Source organism: Roseovarius sp. THAF27 (assembly GCF_009363655.1).
In the GTDB taxonomy this organism is placed as follows: Bacteria; Pseudomonadota; Alphaproteobacteria; order Rhodobacterales; family Rhodobacteraceae; genus Roseovarius.
In genome coordinates this window covers 41,075-58,583 of record NZ_CP045393.1, presented here as the reverse complement: position 1 = coordinate 58,583, position 17,509 = coordinate 41,075, and the positions used below count along the sequence as shown (strand labels likewise).

Below are 17,509 nucleotides of genomic sequence, written 5' to 3'. Positions count from 1 at the left end.
CTGTTCTGGAAAAGTCCATTCGTCTGGATTGCCGCACACTGGGTGCCAGCAATCGTGGGAATCATCTTATGCGCTACAGTGGGTTCAAGGTCCTCTGGGAAGGCCTGACCGGCAACAAGGGTTGGACACGCGCCTGGCGCGAGCCCGAGCCCAAGGCGGAGTACGACATCGTCATCATCGGCGGCGGCGGGCATGGCCTCTCGACGGCCTATTACCTCGCCAAGGAATTCGGCCTGACCAATGTCGCCGTCCTTGAAAAGGGCTGGCTGGGGTCGGGCAATATCGGGCGCAACACCACGATCATCCGCTCCAACTACCTGCTGCCCGGAAACGAGCCGTTCTACGAGTTCTCGATGAAGCTGTGGGAAAACCTCGAACAGGACACGAACTACAACTCGATGGTCTCGCAGCGTTCGATCCTGAACCTCCTCCACACCGATGGCCAGCGCGATGCCTTCGTGCGGCGCGCGAACGCGATGTTCCTTGCCGGCGCCGATGCCGAACTGGTCGATGCCGCGCAGCTGAAGAAGGAACTGCCGTTCCTCGACTATGACAACGCCCGCTTCCCCATCAAGGGGGGCCTGTTCCAGCGCCGCGGCGGCACCGCCCGGCACGACGCCGTCGCCTGGGGCTATGCCCGCGGCGCCGACAGCCGCGGCGTCGACATCATCCAGAACTGCGAGGTCACGGGCTTTCAGATCGAGAATGGCCGCTGCCTCGGGGTCGAGACCTCGCGCGGCCCGATCCGTGCCAAGAAAGTGGCGATGTGCGTTGCCGGGTCCTCCGGCCGTGTGGCCGCGATGGCCGGTATGCGCCTGCCCATTGAAAGCCACGTGTTGCAGGCGTTCGTGTCCGAGGGGCTCAAGCCGACTCTCCCCGGCGTGATCACCTTCGGCGCCGGCCATTTCTACGTCAGCCAGTCCGACAAGGGCGGTCTGGTCTTCGGCGGCGACATCGACGGCTACAACACCTACGCGCAGCGCGGCAACCTGCCGGTGGTCGAGGACGTCTGCGAAGGCGGCATGGCCATCATGCCGATGATCGGCCGCGCCCGCCTGCTTCGGTCTTGGGGCGGCATCATGGACATGTCGATGGATGGCTCGCCCTTCATCGACAAAACCCATATCGACGGTCTCTATTTCAACGGCGGCTGGTGCTATGGCGGGTTCAAGGCCACGCCCGCCTCGGGCTTCTGCTATGCCCACCTGCTGGCCAAGGACGAACCGCACCCCACCGCCACGCAGATGCGGCTGGATAGGTTCATGACCGGCAACCTGATCGACGAAAAAGGCATGGGCAACCAGCCCAACCTGCACTGAGGGGCAGAAAGACATGATCATCGACCATCCCCTTCTGGGCCCGCGCGACGCCGCCGAATTCGTCTATCTCGGCGATGCCTGCCTCATCGACCGACCCGACTGGCAGGCCGACGACGCGATGGAGAAATTCCACAGCTATGGCTACCTGCGCGACAACCCCGCAGGCCAGCACCAGGAGCTTTGGTATCACGAACAGGGCGACCGCTCCTGGCTGGTGGTCACACGCAACACCCTGACCCACGAGATCACGGCGGTCGAACTGGCCCGCGACGTGGCACGCAAACGGGGGCGCGGCAAATGACCGGAGAGAACCGTATCAAGGGCGGTCTGATCGACCGCTCGAAAGAGATCAAGTTCCGCTTCAACGACAAGTGGTTCCGCGGGCACCCGGGCGACACACTCGCCTCAGCGCTTCTCGCCAATGGCCAGCTGTTGGTGGGCCGCTCGTTCAAGTATCACCGCCCGCGCGGCGTGTTCACCGACGGCTCAGAGGAACCCAACGCGCTGGTCCACCTGCGCGACGGCGCCTACCAGGAGCCGAACACACGCGCCACGATGGTCGAGCTCTTCGATGGCCTCAACGCCACCTCGCAGAACCATCGCGGCTCGCTGGAATACGACCTCCTGGCGGTCAACGACTTCTTCTCGCCTTTCCTGTCGGCGGGTTTCTACTACAAGACCTTCATGTGGCCCAAGGCGTTCTGGGAAAAGCTTTACGAGCCGATCATCCGCTCCGCTGCCGGCCTTGGCCGCCTGTCGATGAAGGACGACCCCGACACCTACGACAAGGGTTTCCTGCATTGCGACCTGCTGGTCATTGGCGCGGGTCCCTCGGGCCTGATGGCGGCGCTGACCGCCGCGCGCGCCGGTGCCCGCGTGATCCTCGCCGACGAGGATTTCCGCGCCGGCGGGCGCCTCAACTCCGAGACGCTGGAACTGGGCGGGATGTCCGGCACAGACTGGGCGGCGCAGACCGCCGCTGAGTTGGGGTCGATGGACAACGTCCGCCTCATGCCGCGCACCACTGTCTATGGTGCCTACGATCACGGCATCTACGGCGCGCTCGAGCGCTGCACCGATCACCTTTCCGATGGCGGCGGCAAGCCCCGGCAGGTCCTGTGGCGCATCTATTCCAAGCGGGCCGTTCTGGCTGCAGGCGCCACCGAGCGTCCCATCGCCTTCGGCAACAACGACCGGCCCGGCATCATGCTGGCGAGCGCCGTGCGCAGCTATGCCAACCGCTACGCCGCCACGCCCGGCAAACACGTCGCCGTCTTCACCAACAACGATGACGGCTGGCGCACCGCCGCCGACCTGATCGCCAAGGGCATCGAGGTTCCCGTCGTGGTCGACAGCCGTGACAAGCCCGCCCCCATCGACCTGCCCGGCGTGCGCCACGTCGCGGGCGAGGCGGTGATGAACACCATCGGGCGCAAAGGCGTGAAGTCGATCACCCTGACCAATGGCAAGGTCATTCCCGTCGATGCGCTGGCCGTGTCCGGCGGCTGGAACCCCAACGTCCACCTCACCTGCCACCAGCGCGGCCGCCCCACATGGCGCGACGACCTCTGCGCCTTTGTACCGGGCGGCGATTTGCCCGTCGGAATGGTCGTTGCCGGGGCCGCGAACGGGTCCATGACCCTCGCCGCCGCATTGGCTGAAGGACAGGCTCAGGCGACCACACAGCTCGACGCGATCGGGATCAAGGCCACCGCCGCCGACCTGCCGAAAGCCGAGGATGAGCCGCGCGAGACCGCCGCCTTTTGGCACGTCAAACAAAGCAAGCACCGCGCCTGGGTCGACCTGCAGAACGACGTCACCGTCAAGGACATCAAGCTCGCCAATACCGAGGGTTTCCGCTCGGTCGAACTGCTCAAGCGCTACACCACGATGGGCATGGCCACCGACCAGGGCAAGACGTCGAACATTGCCGGCCTCGCGATCCTGGCCGAGGAGCGCGGCAAGACCATCCCCGAGGTCGGCACCACCATCTTCCGCCCGCCCTACACGCCCGTGCCCATCGGCGCGCTGGCCGGGCGCGCGCGCGGCAAGGATTTCCGCCCCTACCGCCTGACCCCCAGCCACAAATGGGCCGAGGAGAACGGCGCCAGCTTCGTCACCGTGGGCAACTGGCTGCGGGCCGAATGGTACACGCGTCCGGGCGAGAAGGGCTGGCGCGATTCCGTCGACCGCGAGGCGCTCACGGCCCGCACGAGTGTCGGCATCTGCGACGTCACCACGTTGGGCAAGATCGACATCCAGGGCAAGGATGCCGGCGCCTTCCTCGACAAGGTCTATGCCAACACCTTCTCGACCCTCAAGGTCGGCCGGGTCCGCTATGGCCTGATGCTGCGCGAGGACGGCATCTGTTACGACGACGGCACCACCGCGCGGATGGGCGAAAACCACTACGTGATGACCACCACTACCGCCAACGCGGTCACGGTCTTCCGCCGGCTCGAATTCGCACGCCAGTGCCTCTGGCCCGACATGGACGTGCACCTGATCTCCACCACCGACGGCTGGGCGCAGTTCGCCGTCGCCGGGCCGAAATCCCGCGACCTTCTGCGCAAGGTGATCGACGCCGAACACGACATCTCGAACGAGGCGTTCCCCTTCATGGCCTGCGGTCAGATCACCGTCTGCGGCGGCACGCCCGCGCGGCTCTTCCGGATCTCGTTCTCGGGCGAAATGGCCTATGAAATCGCCGTGCCCGCCCGATACGGCAACTCGATGATGGCGGTGCTGAACGAGGCCGGCAAGGAGTTCGATGCGGCACCGTATGGAACCGAGGCACTGGGCGTCATGCGCATCGAGAAAGGCCACTGCACCGGCAACGAGCTGAACGGCCAGACCACAGCCCACAATATCGGGCTGGGCAAGATGGTCAGCCAGAAGAAGGAATGCATTGGTCAGGTCCTGGCGCAACGCCCCGAACTGATCCGCGAAGATGCCGTGCGGCTGGTCGGCTTCCGCCCCGTCGACCGCGACAGGAAACTGATCGCCGGCTCGCATTTTCTCAACAAACATGCCCCCGCCGACATGGAGCACGACCAGGGCTGGATGACTTCGGTGGCCTATTCACCCAACCTCGGCCACCATATCGGCTTGGGCTTCCTCAAGAGCGGGCACGAGCGCATGGGCGAAATCGTCCGCGCGGTCAGCCCCGTGCACGGCACCGAGATGGAGGTCGAAATCGTTTCGGCCCATTTCGTCGACCCTGAAGGAGAGCGTCTGCGTGGCTGATTTCACCCTCACCTCGGAACCGCCCCTCAAGGGCTTTGACCACGGCTTCGGCGACACGCGGCTTCACGCGCCCGCCAACCTGGCGATCGTGTCCATCGCCCTGCCCCTCGGGGCCGAGGACGCGGCGCTGAAAGCGATCAGATTCGCCTTCGACGCCGACCTGCCCGCGCCGGGCCAGTCGGTCATGGGCAAGGACGACACCCGCCTGGTGCGGCTTGGCCCCGACCAGGCCTTCGCGATCTTCACCCGCGCGACGCCCGATGCCGAACCGTATGTGCAAGGCCTGCTCAACGGCGCGGCCTACACCACCGACCAGACCGATGTCTGGTCCGGCCTCATGCTCGACGGCCCGCTGGCCCGCACCGCGCTGGAACGCATCTGCCCGATCGACCTGCACCCCGATGCCTTTGCCGAAGGCGCCGCCGCGCGCACGGTCATGGAGCACCTGGGCGTGCTGATCCTCCGCACCGGCCCCGACGCCTATCTCCTCCTCTCCGCATCCTCCTCTGCAGGGTCCTTCCTGCACGCGGTAGAGACCTCGCTCCTCAACGTAACCTAAAGGCAAGATCACCAAGCACGGAATTCAGGGATCCGTTCGCAACAGGGAAAGTCAGACAAGACATGTACCTTTCAAACCTCGATCCCCTCGGCACCCCCGATCCGCGCCCGCTGCGCGACCAGCGCAGCTTGTCGGACACCTTCGTTTTCGTTGTCCAGGAGGCCTCCAACGCCTTCGTCGCCGAAACCTGCATACACGTCCTGCGACGCGCCAACCGGATTCTCGGCCAGGACATCTACAGCTGGTCACTGATCGACGCGACCCGGCGGGCCTGCCGCGACATGACCCTCTGCGCTCCGCACCAGGTGCTCGTCCTGGTCGGCGGAACCGATCAGCCCTGGCGCCCCGCCAAGTCCGACCTGTCGCCGCTGCGGGCGGCCATCCGCAACGCGGCGCGGGTCTGCGTCGTCGGCGGCGCCGTCTTCGTGCCGCTGGCCGCCGGAGTCCTGGGGGCCAAGCGCGTTTCGGTGCATTCCGCCTTTCGCGCCGGCGTTCAGGAAAGCTGCGCCAATGTCGAGATGCATGACGACACCACCTGCCATCACAAGGCGCTCAGCAGTGCCACGGGGCCTGCCGCCGCCATGCGGATGATGGTCGAGTTGATCGGCGCCCGCGAGGGCAAGTTCACCGAAGTCGCACTGGCCTGCGACCTCGGCCTGCAAGAGACCGGCACCCAACCCGCCGCCGGGTCTGGCGAGCGCTGGCGGATGCAGCGCCTGGCGCAGGGCTGCGACGTGATAACGGATGCGCTTCAGATCATGGAAGACCATATCGAAGATACGCTGAGCGTTGCTCAAATTGCTGAAATAATTGGGATTTCCGCGCGAAAACTGGAGCGCGGCTTTTCCGAGAAACTTGGCCGTTCGCCCTTGAAGGTATACCGTGACCTGCGGCTTGACCGGGCCAACGACCTGATGATGCAGACCGCCTTGCCGTTGGGCGAGGTTGCCCTTGCCTGCGGATTTTCCAACGTCACGCTGATGAAGCGCTGGTTTCAACGAAAGTACGGCCAGGCGCCCTGCGACGTGCGACGCCAGGCGTTCAGCGGAATTCACTGAAACGGCAAAAGCCCCGGCACACGACCGGGGCTTTTCAGGTCTGCCGCCACATGTCAGCCGACGTTGCGGGCCTGGGCGCGAAACTCGGTCTCTTCCGTGGCCGAGAACCGGCCCCCCTGCACCTTGCGCAGCTTGCCTTCGCGCAACAGCTGGCCGAACGAGCGCAGGCCATCCTCGCGGCTGTAATTGCCGTTCTTCGCTTCCTTCAGTTTGCCCATCAACATCGGGCGCGTGAATTCGGAGTGGCCTTCGACATCGGACATATACGCCGCCGCGGCCTCCAGCAGCTCGGACAGTCTGGTCGCGCCCATCTCCTCCGCAAAGGCGGTAAAACCGCCGTCGTCAGACGAAGACACGTTTGCGTGTATCGAGGACACGCGCCGCGGCCGCACCGGCGCCCGTTCGGTATCGACGCGCTGCTCGGCAACAAGTTTCAGCGGCGCGGGACGCTCCTCGTTCGGACGTGCTGACCTGGAAGAGGCCGATGGTGCATTCGGCCGGCGCGGGCGCACGACTTCGGCCAGGTCCGAGCGGTAAGGCGCGTCGTCCACGCCCTGATCGACATCCACGCCGGCGATTTTCTCTGCCTTGGTCGCGGCCACGGCAGCCCGCAGATGCTGGATCGCGGTGCGCCGCATGCTGGCATCCTTGTCGCCCATCTGGCTGTCGGTCTCTTTGAAGAGCCGCGTTTCATCCTCGGGCGCGCGTTTGCCTATTCCAAGCAGTCGCGACAGGCCCCGGCTCTGCGTTTGCGACGGATCGTCCTCGCCGATCTCCTCCGTGCCCAGGGCGTCGGCACCCTGCCGAACCTCGGCCTCCGGCGCGTTACTGTCATCCACCGCCACCGCGGCAATCGGGCGTTGGACGTCGCCATCATCATCGGCATGCGCTTCGGACGTGTCGTCATCCTCTGCCTCGAACGCCGCATCCTCGGCGTCCAAAATCTCATCGTCCGCCTTCCGGGTGCCCTGGTCCGCCAGTTCCGCCTCGACCTTGGCCAGCTCGCGCTGTAGATCCGCTTCCTCCTCGGGGCTGAGCACGGCCTCGTCCCCAAGCGCGCCCATCTCGTCTTCGAGGTCGTCCTCTTCTTCGATCACGCCTTGCGCAATCGCCGCCTCGAACTCCGTGCGCTTCATTTTCAGCACACGTGCATTCATCGGACGCTGCGCCGCCTCGGGCCCGTCCGTGTCCGCCACGCGGGCCTCCTTGCCCAGCACGAAAGGCGTTTCCGCATGGTCCGCGTCGGTCTCGTCCTCGGCATCCAAGGCACCGTCCAGGTCCGAGAAGAGAGAGTCCGACGCATCGTCGTCCTCAAGGTCTTCGGTAAAATCCCCGTCCAGATCCGCCGCAATGTCCGGCACCTCCGAACGCGCGGCGTCCGCCGGCATCGCATCCGCAAGAAGCTGGGCCAGCGTGTCCTCGTCAACCGTGGCAGCGGTGCCGAAATCGTCCTCGTCGTCCTCCGCCTCGGTCGCATCGGCCCGCTCCTGCGCGACAACGGGCGCTTTCCCGACGGGCGCGTCCGGGATCGACGCATCGGTCTCGTCCGGCAAGGGCTCGAGACCGGCCATCACCGCACCGAGCGTGTCCTCGTCCGACCCGGTCTCTTCGAGGTCAGCCTCCTCGACATCATCCGATTCGAACGCGGCGTCCTCGTCTTCCGCGACGGGGGCCGCAAACGCCGCGATATCCGCGTCCTCCGCGTCGTCCGTGTCTTCGAAACTCTCGTTCAACAGGGCGTCCAGCGCGTCGGCAGAGCGGTTCATCACCGCGCCTGCATGTTCGTCTTCGCTGTATTCCGAGACTTCATAGTCCAGGTCGCTCTGCGACACGACCGATCGGATCCGGCGCAGCTTCTCGGCAACACTGTCCGCCGATACCGCTTGCACGGACGCAACCGGCTGCGGGTCGACAGCGGTTCCGGCGTCTTCATCTGCACCGAGAGCCTGCGGCACAAGCGTTGCGTCCTCCGCCTCGCCCGTTGCCGGCTGAGACGCCTCCTGCGCCACCGCGTCGTCCTCCGCCGCCGCCGCGTCCGCGACAAACGCCTCTATATCGGCATCTTGCGGCGCCTCTGCTTCGTCGGCGTCGTCCTGCTGCGGCTCGGACATGTCAGAGGCGGTATCGACCGCGTCTTCGGCCTCGTCCGAAGCGAGACCGGCAATCGCCTGGTCGGTGATCTCGATCCCGGCATGGGCATCGGGGGCGAGAGCGCCGCCGGATGTCGCCGCGCCATCTTCGTCCGGCGTGTCTTCGTCCGGAGTCTCGTCGTCCGAGCGCCGTGAAGCCTCCGGCGACTCCTGGTCATCGCCCCCGGCCTCTGCCCCGATCACGGCGGCCTCTTCCTTTTCTGGCTCGAATTCACTGTCCTGTCCGACGCTCTCGGGCGCGTCCCCACCATCCAGAGCACGTTCCATCACCGGGTCCGGTGTCCCGATGTCGCCGGCACCGGCAGCCGGTCCGGCCACCTCGGCCACGGTCGCCGGCGTCTCGGCCTCCGCCTCTTGCGTCGGCGCTTCGGCCTCCTCGGGCGCGGCGGGCTCTTCCGCGGCAACAGTCTCTTCGGGCGTGTGCTCTTCGGGCGTGTGCGGTTCGGCAGGCGCAGCCACGGGCGCGGCATGGGTCAGGGCCTCGGCGGCCCCGCGCCCCTCGTCGGCGCGCAGATGGATTTTCCCCTGGTCCTCGCGCGCCTCGACGCGGCGCGAAATCTCGCGTTCGGCAATGCGCGCCAGCATCTCGGCATCCGGCGTCGGCGGCTCGGCCCCGAAATACCGATCATCGGCAGCCAGGTCGCGGAAATACTCTGCAATCGCCTTCATGGTATCGAACGAATCATCGAAACCTTCCAACGTGCACGAGAACGTGCCGTAGGATACGGTCAGAATTTTGCTTGTACTTACCATCTTTTTGCTCGCCCTACTTTGCCTGCAATCATAATTTTTACCATGATGCCCGCGACGAAAGCGGTCCGATTCTTAGAGTTTTACCGTATCATTTCGAGGCCAGAATGTGTCTTGTTTCCAAAATAGGCATTAATAACGGGAATTCACCGTGATTGTTCACCGTCCGCAACCCATTACTCTCATCGGCGGCAGCAAACTGTCCGATTCCGACCTCGCGCGCGCCGTGGCGATCGGCGACTGCGTCGTCGCGGCGGATGGCGGTGCCGACCTGGCGCGCCGGGCGGGCCTCGATCCCGCGGCGGTGATCGGGGATTTCGATTCGATCAGCGCGGAAACCCGCGCCGGTCTGCCCGAGGATATACTGCACCATATCACGGAACAGGACAGCACCGATTTCGAAAAATGCCTGCGCAACATCGAGGCCCCTCTCATCCTGGGCGTGGGCTTCACCGGGCGGCGGATCGACCATCACCTGGCCAACCTCAACGCCCTCGTCAGGTATCCCCGCCAGCGCTGCATCCTTCTGGGCGACGCGGATATCGCGTTTCTCGCGCCTCCCTCCTTCGCCCTGGATCTCGATCCCGGCACGCCGGTCTCGCTCTTTCCGCTTGGCGTCGTCGAGGGCATCTCCGACGGTCTTCAATGGCCGATCGCGGGCCTGACCTTCACGCCGGATGGGCGCGTCGGCACGTCGAACGTGGCCACCGGGCCGATTTCCCTGCAGGTCACGGCGCCGAAGATGCTGATCATCCTGCCCGCCTCCGCGTTCGAGGCCGCCGCCGAGGCGCTCACGCACAGCGCCTCCAGGTGGGCCACGGCCTGAGCGTCAGGGGGCCGGCATCGGGCGCCGTTCCAGCCGCCGCTCCCGGAAGAACACGTACAGTCCTGCCGACACGATCAGCGCGATCCCGAAAAACGTCAGCGCATCGGGCAGGTCCCCGAATATCACGTATCCCAGGACGGTCGCGCCGACGATCTCGAGGTATTGAACCGGGGCCAGAACCGAGGCCGGGGCCAGCTTCAGCGCGAAACTGATGCAGACATGGCTGGCCGTCGCGATCAGCCCGACCGCCGCCAGCAACATCAGTTCGCGCTGTTCCGGCCAGGACGGATCCAGCGCCGCGACACCGCTGCCATCGAACGCCCACAGGGGCGGCAGGATCAGGACCAGCGCGGCCAGCCCGGTATAGGCCTGCATCGAGATCGGGTGCATCGACGCCGCCATCCGCCGGGTCAGTATCATGTAGAAGGCAAAGCACACCGCCGTCACCAGCGGCAAGAGCGCGGCCAAGCCGACATCGCTGAAACTGGGCTGTATCACGAAGAGCGCCCCGACGAAGCCCACCGCGCAGGCCGCGTAACGCCGCGGTCCGATCGGTTCGCCCAGGAAGACACCGCCCAGAAGTGTCAGGATGAACGGCTCCACGAAGAAGATGGCGATGGCATCCGCAATCGGCATGAAACGCAATGCCTGAAAGAAACAGGCCGTCGCCAGCAGGATCAGACCGCCGCGCACCAGGTGCAGCGCCGCCTCGCGCCCGCCCGGCCTGTGCAGCCATCCCAGCAGCAGGGCCAGCGGCAGCAGGATCGCCGCCTGCACGCCGAATCGCGCCGCCACGATCTGTCCCACGGCCAGCGCGTCGCCGATCAGCTTGGCCGAGGCATCCATCGCCGGCGCGATCAGGGAAAACCCGACCATCAGCAGAATGCCGAGCGAGATCGTGCCCTTGTTGTCCTGCATGGCCGGTCAGCAGTTCGGAACGTTGACAGCCAGGCCTCCGAGCGAGGTTTCCTTGTAACGCTCGCTCATGTCCGCGCCGGTCTGGCGCATGGTCTCGATGCACGCATCCAGCGGCACGAGGTGGACGCCGTCTCCGCGCAACGCGAGGCTTGCCGCGCTGACCGCCTTGATCGCCCCCAGGCCGTTGCGCTCGATGCAGGGCACCTGCACCAGACCCTTCACCGGGTCGCAGGTCATGCCCAGGTGATGCTCCAGCGCGATCTCGGCGGCATTCTCGATCTGCGCCGGCGTGCCGCCCAGCACCGCGGCCAGCCCCGCCGCCCCCATGGCGGAGGCGCTGCCGACCTCGGCCTGGCATCCCGCCTCGGCGCCGCTGATCGAGGCGTTGAACTTGACCAGCCCGCCGATGGCCGCCGCGGTCAGCAGGAAGGTCTCGATATCGCGTTCGTTGGCGCCCGGCACGTGGTCCAGCCAATACTTGATGACCGCAGGCACGACACCCGCCGCGCCATTGGTGGGCGCGGTCACCACCTGCCCGCCGGCGGCGTTCTCCTCGTTGACGGCCATGGCATAGATGCTGATCCAGTCGTTTATCTTGTGCGGGGCGTTCAGGTTCGTGCCCCGCTCGGCGATCAGCGCCTCGTGAATCGCCTTTGACCGGCGCCGCACCTGCAAGCCGCCGGGCAGGATGCCGTCATTCGCCAGCCCCCGCTCGATGCAATCGTTCATGACCTGCCAGATTCGTGCCACGCCGCTGCGCAGGTTCTCGGACCCGCCGCGCGAAATCTCGTTGGCCTTCTTCATCTCCGCGATGGTCTTGCCGCTGGTCTCGGCCATCTCCAGCATTTCGGCGGCACTCTTGAACGGATAGGGCACCGGCGCGCCATCGTCCGTGTCCTTGCCCGCCGCCAGCTCGTCGGCCGTCAGCACGAAACCGCCCCCGACCGAATAATAGGTCTCCTGCAGGATCACGTCGCCCTGCTTGTCGGTGGCCATCAGGATCATCCCGTTGGCATGGCCGGGCAGGTTGGGCCCGAAATCGAACTGCAGGTCTTCCTTCGGGTTGAACTGCAACTCCGGCAGGCCCGGCGGCGTCACGGTGTGGCTGTCGCGGATCTGCTCCAGCACCGCTTCGGCCTTTTCGGCGTCGTAGTCTTCGGGCCGGAACCCCGCCAGGCCGAGGATCGTCGCCCGGTCCGTCGCGTGGCCGACCCCGGTAAAGGCCAAAGAGCCGTGCAGGGTGCCGCGCACCCCGTGAAACTCGAACGGCGAGTCGCGCATCGCGTCCAGGAACCGCGCGGCGGCCACCATCGGCCCCATCGTGTGAGAGGAGGATGGGCCGACGCCCACTTTGAACATATCGAAGACTGAAAGAAACATGCGCCCTTACCTACGGCATTCACCGTCGCTGCCCAAGTAATCTCTATGCGGTCACGGGTCAAAGACGTCGTGCAAAAACGACTTCGACGCGACGGTCCACGCCAAAACCCGGCTCCGATTCACACTAGCTTAACCGACTCGCGCCAAGGTGGAACACATTGCCGGTTCGCAAGTTATCTTCAGATAAGGAGCACGCAGATGCAGACCACTGGTTTCATTCTTCTTCTGGCGGCGGGAGTCATCGTTTTTTTCGGCGGCAACACGACAAGCGGCACGACCCTCCCCTCCGTCGTATCTCCCGACCTTGCCGGAATCAGGGCGCAGTAGACGCACTAACTAATGTCTCTTGCGGGCGGGGGTGAAATGACCCCTCGCCCCTGCCGCGCAAACTCCCTATAAACCGGGCGACGAAACCCGCCAGGTGGAGAGATGCGCATGACCGGAGAGCTGTCACCGATCGACAAGGCCAAGTTCGTGGCCGCAAAGCGGTCCGTCGACTATATCGAGGACGGAATGCGCGTGGGCCTCGGCACCGGCTCCACCGCCGCCTGGATGGTGCGCTGCCTCGGCGAGCTCGTGCGCGAAGACGGCCTCAAGATTCGCGGCATCCCCACCTCCACCCGCACGGCCGAACTCGCCCGCGAGGTCGGCATCGAGGTCATCAGCCTCGACGAGGCCCGCTGGATCGACGTCACCATCGACGGCGCCGATGAATTCGACGGCAATCTCAACCTCATCAAGGGCGGCGGCGGCGCGCTGTTGCAGGAAAAGATCGTGGCCACCGCCTCGGACCAGATGATCGTCATCGCCGATGTCGGCAAGGAGGTCGAGAAACTCGGCGCCTTCCCCCTGCCCGTAGAGGTCATTCCCTTCGGCTGGCAGACCACCAAGTCGCTGATCGAGGAGTTGCTGATCTCGATGGACGTTCTCGGCCGCGACGCCACCCTGCGCATGAACGGCGACAGCCCCTTCGTCACCGACGAGGGCAATTACATCCTCGACCTTCACTTGGGCCGCATCGGCAACGCCCACCAGCTTTCCATGGTCCTGAACCAGATGCCCGGCGTGGTCGAGAACGGCCTTTTCATCGACATCTGCGATGTGGTGATCCTCGGCTACGGCGATGGCCGGGTCGAAACGCGTGACATCAACGAAGGCACCGTCGCCGAGGACCGGCTCGATTTCGTCGAGACCGACAACCTCTTTTCCGACCTGCAAGACTGAAAGGCCCGCCCATATGGCCTATGACTACGACCTATTCGTGATCGGCGGCGGCTCCGGCGGGGTGCGCGCCGCCCGCGTTGCCAGCGCCACCGGGGCCAAGGTCGCCCTGGCCGAGGAAGACCGCTATGGCGGCACCTGCGTCATCCGCGGCTGCGTGCCGAAAAAGCTGATGGTCTTCGCCTCCGAGTTTTCCAACCTGCCCGACGAGGCGCGGGCCTATGGCTGGGACATGTCGCTGGGCGACTTCGACTGGTGCGGCTTCCGCGACCGCCTGCACGGCGAACTGGACCGTCTCGAGGGCGTCTATCGCAGCCTGCTCAGCAATTCCGGCGTCACCATGTACGACGCCCGCGCGCAGCTGAAGGACGCCAACACCGTCACCCTGTCCACCGGCGAAGAGGTCACCGCGAAACACATCCTCGTCGCCACCGGCGGCCATCCCGTCCGCCCCGAGATCCCGAACGCGCATCTCGGCATCGTCTCCGACGACCTGTTTCACCTGGACGCGCTGCCGAAATCCATGCTGATCGTCGGCGGCGGCTATATCGCCTGTGAATTCGCCTGCGTCATGGCCGGTCTGGGTGTCGACGTCACGCTCTACTACCGCGGCGCCCAGATCCTGCGCGGCTTCGACGAAGAGGCCCGCGGCATCATCGCCGAAGGCATGAGCGAAAAGGGCATCGACCTGCATTTCGGCACCAATATCGTCGACATGGCGCCCGCCTCCGAGGATCACAGCGTCAGCGGCGCGCTCACCTCGTCCGACGCCTCCATGGGTGCCCCCGCGAACGAGCCCGAATCGCACGACATTCCCGAGCGCCACGACGGCCCGATCTGGGTCAAGGCGACCAACGGCAAGGAAGCGGTCTTCGACAAGGTTCTCTTCGCCACCGGCCGCGCGCCCAACACTCAGGACATGGGGCTGGAGGAGATCGGCATCGAACTCGGGCGCGGCGGCGAGATCGTCGTCGACGACTACAGCCAGACCGCCGTGCCCTCGGTCTATGCCATCGGCGACGTGACCAACCGGGTCAACCTGACGCCCGTCGCCATCCGCGAAGGCATGGCTTTCGTGGAAACCGTGTTCAAGGACAACCCGACGCCGGTCGATCACAAGCTGATCCCCTCGGCGGTGTTTACCCAACCCGAATTCGGCACGGTCGGCCTGACCGAGGACGAGGCCCGCGAGCAGGAGCCGGTGCATGTCTACTGCACCTCGTTCCGCCCCATGCGCACCGCCTTCGCCGGTCAGCCCTACCGCGTGCTGATGAAGCTGGTCGTCTCCAAGGATACGGACAGGGTCCTGGGATGCCACATCGTCGCACCGGGCGCGGGCGAAATGATCCAGCTGGCCGGCGTGGCGATCAAGATGGGCGCGACCAAGGCGGATTTCGACCGCACCGTGGCCGTGCACCCGACCATGTCGGAAGAGATCGTGACGATGCGCGACCCGATGCGGACAGGTTGAATTTTTGACTGTTGTGCACAGTTATGACACAGGGATGGCGCTCTGCGCGATAGGATGAAGGGAAGAGATTACATGGCTGGACATTCTGGCGGCCCCTGGGGCGGCGGCGGCGGTGGCAACCGTGGCGGTGGCGACGACGATGATCGCGGCAACCGCGGCAATGACAACCGACGGCCCCCCGAAGGCGGGTCGCAGATTCCGGAAATCGACGAACTGGTCCGCCGTGGACAGGATCAACTGCGCGTCCTGATGGGCGGGCGCGGCGGCAAGGGCCGCGGCAACGGTGTCGGCGGCGGCGATGGCGGCGGCGGCCCCGGCTTCGGGCGCGGCACCATCGTGATCGGCGCCCTGATTGCGGTCGCGCTCTGGGGGGCTGCCAGCTTCTACACCGTCAAGCCCGAGGAACAGTCGGTCGAGCTCTTTCTCGGCAAGTACTATTCCACCGGCGATCCCGGCCTGAACTTCGCGCCGTGGCCCCTCGTGACCGCCGAGGTCGTGAACGTCACCTCCGAGCGGACCGAGAATATCGGCAGCGGGCGCGGCAGCGCTTCGGGCGGCGACGGCCTGATGCTGACCACCGACGCCAACATCGTCGACATCGACTTTCAGGTCGTCTGGAACATCAACGATCCCGCCAAGCTTTTGTTCAACATCCGTGACCCGCAGCTGACCGTGCAGGCCGTGTCCGAGGCCGTCATGCGCGAGATCATCGCGGCGACGAACCTCGCGCCGATCCTCAACCGCGACCGGGGCATCATCGCCGACACCGCGCGGGAAAACATCCAGTCCACGCTCGACGAATACGACAGCGGCATCAACATCGTCCGGGTCAACCTCGACACCGCCGACCCCCCGCGCGAGGTGATCGACGCCTTCCGCGAGGTGCAGGCCGCCGAACAGGAACGCGACCGCCTCCAGCGTCAGGCCGACGCCTACGCCAACCGCGTTCTGGCCGAGGCCCGCGGCGAGGCCGCGCAGGTGCTCGAACAGGCCGAAGGCTACCGCGCCCGCGTGGTGAACGAAGCCATCGGTGAGGCCAGCCGCTTCATCGCCGTGGCCCAGGAATTCAACGAAGCCCCCGAGGTGACGCAGCGCCGTCTCTACCTCGAAACGGTGGAACGCACGCTGGGCAAGATGGACAAGATCCTGCTCGACGAATCCAGCGGGGCCTCGGGCGAGGGCGTGCTGCCCTACCTGCCCCTTGACCAGTTGCGCCGCTCGAACCAGACCGGCAACGGAGGATCGAACTGATGCGTAAATCCGCTCTGCTACTTCCCGTCCTCGCCGTTGCCATCATCGGCATCCTGTCCTCGCTCTACATCGTGGACGAACGCGAAAAGGCGCTCGTGCTGCAATTCGGCCAGATCAAGAAGGTCGTGGACGAGCCCGGCCTCGGCGTGAAGATCCCGATCATCCAGGAGGTCGTGCGCTATGACCGCCGTATCCTGTCGCTCGACACCGACGCGATCGAGGTCACGCCCTCCGATGACCGCCGCCTGGTGGTCGACGCCTTCACCCGCTACCGCATCGCCGACGTGGTCCAGTTCCGGCAGGCCGTCGGCATCGGCGGCACCCGCGTCGCCGAAGACCGGCTCGCCTCGGTCCTCAACGCCCAGATCCGCGAGGTTCTCGGTGCCGACCAGGTGACGTCCGACACCATCCTGTCGCCGCAGCGGCGCGACCTCGCGGTGCGCATCCTCGAACAGGCCCGCGCCAGCGCGGCCGGCCTGGGGCTCGAAATCGTCGACGTCCGGCTGAAGCAGACCAACCTGCCGCAGCAGAACCTCGACGCCACCTTCGCCCGGATGCGGGCCGAGCGCGAACGCGAAGCCGCCGACGAGATCGCCCGCGGTAACGAGGCCGCCCAACGGGTGCGCGCCGCCGCCGACCGCACCGTGGTGGAAACCGTGTCGAACGCCGAACGCGAGGCCGAGATCACCCGCGGTGAGGCCGACGCCGAGCGCAACCGGATCTACGCCGAGGCCTTCGGCAACAATCCCGAGTTCTTCGCCTTCTACCGCTCGCTTGCCGCCCTCGAACGCTCGATGAACGAGCAGAACTCCACCCTCGTCTTCTCGCCGAACAGCGAATTCCTCGGCCAGATGTTCGACGCCGTGCGCGCCGATGGCCTGGGCGAGGTCGCGCTCGAGGAGATCGACATCGACCGCCTGCGCGAAATGGCGCCCGAGACGGAAATCTCGCCGGACCTGCCCGAAAGCGAGCGCCAGCGCCTCGAAGAGGACGCGGCCCAGCAAGAGGCCGAGGCCGCCGAGGAAGAGGCCAGCGAGCAAGCCGCCGAGGAGGCCGACGAAGAGGCAGAAACCGAAGCCGAGGAGGCCGAACAGGATAACCCGGTCAACGAGGACGTGACCAATTGATCGCAACGATCTTCCTGGCCTTCGGGCTCGTGCTGATTGTCGAGGGGCTGGTGTACGCACTGGCCCCTTCGCTTGTGGAACAGATGCTGGCCGCCCTGCGCGCGATGCCACAGGACCAGCGGCGCCTGGTCGGCCTCGTGGCACTGGCCTTCGGGGTCGTGCTGATCTGGTGCGCCAAAATGCTGGGCGCATGACCCAAGGCGCTTGCGTCATCGTCAACAAAACGTTCACAT

General features: G+C 65.8%; 15 protein-coding genes. 12 read left to right on the top strand and 3 right to left on the bottom strand.

The window, feature by feature from the left end:
- Positions 1 to 68: 68 nt before the first annotated feature.
- The 5 genes from FIU89_RS00275 to FIU89_RS00255 all read left to right on the top strand — a co-directional run bounded on the left by FIU89_RS00275 (position 69) and on the right by FIU89_RS00255 (position 6,182).
- Positions 69 to 1,319 carry a sarcosine oxidase subunit beta family protein gene (locus FIU89_RS00275; protein WP_152490750.1) on the top strand — a complete coding sequence of 417 codons (1,251 nt, stop codon included), beginning with the start codon at positions 69 to 71 and terminating at the stop codon, positions 1,317 to 1,319.
- A 13-nt stretch (positions 1,320 to 1,332) separates the two neighbouring features.
- Positions 1,333 to 1,620 carry a sarcosine oxidase subunit delta gene (locus FIU89_RS00270; protein WP_152490749.1) on the top strand — a complete coding sequence of 96 codons (288 nt, stop codon included), beginning with the start codon at positions 1,333 to 1,335 and terminating at the stop codon, positions 1,618 to 1,620.
- The gene (locus FIU89_RS00265; protein ID WP_152490748.1) at positions 1,617 to 4,565 is read left to right on the top strand and encodes a sarcosine oxidase subunit alpha family protein; all 2,949 of its coding nucleotides are present in this window, start codon (positions 1,617 to 1,619) and stop codon (positions 4,563 to 4,565) included. The genes FIU89_RS00270 and FIU89_RS00265 overlap by 4 nt, the downstream gene beginning before the upstream one ends.
- Positions 4,558 to 5,124, top strand: a complete 567-nt coding sequence (locus FIU89_RS00260; RefSeq protein WP_152490747.1) for a sarcosine oxidase subunit gamma — start codon at positions 4,558 to 4,560, stop codon at positions 5,122 to 5,124. The genes FIU89_RS00265 and FIU89_RS00260 overlap by 8 nt, the downstream gene beginning before the upstream one ends.
- A gap of 62 nt (positions 5,125 to 5,186) precedes the next feature.
- Positions 5,187 to 6,182: a helix-turn-helix domain-containing protein gene (locus FIU89_RS00255; RefSeq protein WP_152490746.1), complete on the top strand. Its 996-nt coding sequence runs from the start codon at positions 5,187 to 5,189 to the stop codon at positions 6,180 to 6,182.
- A gap of 53 nt (positions 6,183 to 6,235) precedes the next feature.
- Here the strand turns inward: FIU89_RS00255 and FIU89_RS00250 are convergent, their stop codons facing one another.
- A complete protein-coding gene (locus FIU89_RS00250; protein WP_152490745.1) occupies positions 6,236 to 9,085 on the bottom strand; it encodes a hypothetical protein in 2,850 nt (949 codons plus the stop codon).
- A 148-nt stretch (positions 9,086 to 9,233) separates the two neighbouring features.
- Here FIU89_RS00250 and FIU89_RS00245 point away from each other — a divergent pair, with 148 nt between their 5' ends.
- Positions 9,234 to 9,908, top strand: coding sequence for a thiamine diphosphokinase (locus tag FIU89_RS00245; protein ID WP_152490744.1), 675 nt, complete (start codon positions 9,234 to 9,236; stop codon positions 9,906 to 9,908).
- A 3-nt stretch (positions 9,909 to 9,911) separates the two neighbouring features.
- Here FIU89_RS00245 and FIU89_RS00240 read toward each other — a convergent pair whose 3' ends face one another.
- Together FIU89_RS00240 and FIU89_RS00235 are read right to left on the bottom strand one after the other, a co-directional pair.
- Entirely contained in the window at positions 9,912 to 10,826 is a 915-nt protein-coding gene (locus FIU89_RS00240; protein WP_152490743.1) for a DMT family transporter, read from the bottom strand.
- Positions 10,827 to 10,832: 6 nt separating this feature from the next.
- Complete coding sequence (locus FIU89_RS00235; RefSeq protein WP_152490742.1) at positions 10,833 to 12,206, bottom strand: L-serine ammonia-lyase; 1,374 nt, start codon at positions 12,204 to 12,206, stop codon at positions 10,833 to 10,835.
- 198 nt (positions 12,207 to 12,404) lie between these two features.
- Here FIU89_RS00235 and FIU89_RS22750 point away from each other — a divergent pair, with 198 nt between their 5' ends.
- The 6 genes from FIU89_RS22750 (at position 12,405) to FIU89_RS00210 (ending at position 17,470) form a co-directional block, all read left to right on the top strand.
- Positions 12,405 to 12,533, top strand: coding sequence for a hypothetical protein (locus FIU89_RS22750; RefSeq protein WP_302848999.1), 129 nt, complete (start codon positions 12,405 to 12,407; stop codon positions 12,531 to 12,533).
- Between the two features lie 108 nt (positions 12,534 to 12,641).
- Positions 12,642 to 13,430, top strand: coding sequence for a ribose-5-phosphate isomerase RpiA (gene rpiA / locus FIU89_RS00230; RefSeq protein ID WP_152490741.1), 789 nt, complete (start codon positions 12,642 to 12,644; stop codon positions 13,428 to 13,430).
- A gap of 13 nt (positions 13,431 to 13,443) precedes the next feature.
- The gene (locus FIU89_RS00225; protein WP_152490740.1) at positions 13,444 to 14,898 is read left to right on the top strand and encodes an FAD-dependent oxidoreductase; all 1,455 of its coding nucleotides are present in this window, start codon (positions 13,444 to 13,446) and stop codon (positions 14,896 to 14,898) included.
- Positions 14,899 to 14,970: 72 nt separating this feature from the next.
- Positions 14,971 to 16,149 (top strand): FtsH protease activity modulator HflK, encoded by a 1,179-nt coding sequence (hflK, locus tag FIU89_RS00220; RefSeq protein ID WP_152490739.1) that lies wholly within the window; start codon positions 14,971 to 14,973, stop codon positions 16,147 to 16,149.
- Complete coding sequence (hflC, locus tag FIU89_RS00215) at positions 16,149 to 17,276, top strand: protease modulator HflC (protein WP_152490738.1); 1,128 nt, start codon at positions 16,149 to 16,151, stop codon at positions 17,274 to 17,276. The genes hflK and hflC overlap by 1 nt, the downstream gene beginning before the upstream one ends.
- Positions 17,276 to 17,470, top strand: coding sequence for a DUF2065 domain-containing protein (locus FIU89_RS00210; RefSeq protein ID WP_152494347.1), 195 nt, complete (start codon positions 17,276 to 17,278; stop codon positions 17,468 to 17,470). The genes hflC and FIU89_RS00210 overlap by 1 nt, the downstream gene beginning before the upstream one ends.
- Positions 17,471 to 17,509: the final 39 nt, after the last annotated feature.

Bases quoted from the DNA above. Each gene is read 5' to 3' on its own strand.
- rpiA (WP_152490741.1), top strand. From the start codon at position 12,642: ATGACCGGAGAGCTGTCACCGATCGACAAGGCCAAGTTCGTGGCCGCA.
- FIU89_RS00270 (WP_152490749.1), top strand. From the start codon at position 1,333: ATGATCATCGACCATCCCCTTCTGGGCCCGCGCGACGCCGCCGAATTC.
- hflK (WP_152490739.1), top strand. From the start codon at position 14,971: ATGGCTGGACATTCTGGCGGCCCCTGGGGCGGCGGCGGCGGTGGCAAC.
- FIU89_RS00225 (WP_152490740.1), top strand. From the start codon at position 13,444: ATGGCCTATGACTACGACCTATTCGTGATCGGCGGCGGCTCCGGCGGG.
- FIU89_RS22750 (WP_302848999.1), top strand. From the start codon at position 12,405: ATGCAGACCACTGGTTTCATTCTTCTTCTGGCGGCGGGAGTCATCGTT.
- hflC (WP_152490738.1), top strand. From the start codon at position 16,149: ATGCGTAAATCCGCTCTGCTACTTCCCGTCCTCGCCGTTGCCATCATC.
- FIU89_RS00240 (WP_152490743.1), bottom strand. From the start codon at position 10,826: ATGCAGGACAACAAGGGCACGATCTCGCTCGGCATTCTGCTGATGGTC.
- FIU89_RS00235 (WP_152490742.1), bottom strand. From the start codon at position 12,206: ATGTTTCTTTCAGTCTTCGATATGTTCAAAGTGGGCGTCGGCCCATCC.
- FIU89_RS00265 (WP_152490748.1), top strand. From the start codon at position 1,617: ATGACCGGAGAGAACCGTATCAAGGGCGGTCTGATCGACCGCTCGAAA.
- FIU89_RS00275 (WP_152490750.1), top strand. From the start codon at position 69: ATGCGCTACAGTGGGTTCAAGGTCCTCTGGGAAGGCCTGACCGGCAAC.
- FIU89_RS00255 (WP_152490746.1), top strand. From the start codon at position 5,187: ATGTACCTTTCAAACCTCGATCCCCTCGGCACCCCCGATCCGCGCCCG.
- FIU89_RS00250 (WP_152490745.1), bottom strand. From the start codon at position 9,085: ATGGTAAGTACAAGCAAAATTCTGACCGTATCCTACGGCACGTTCTCG.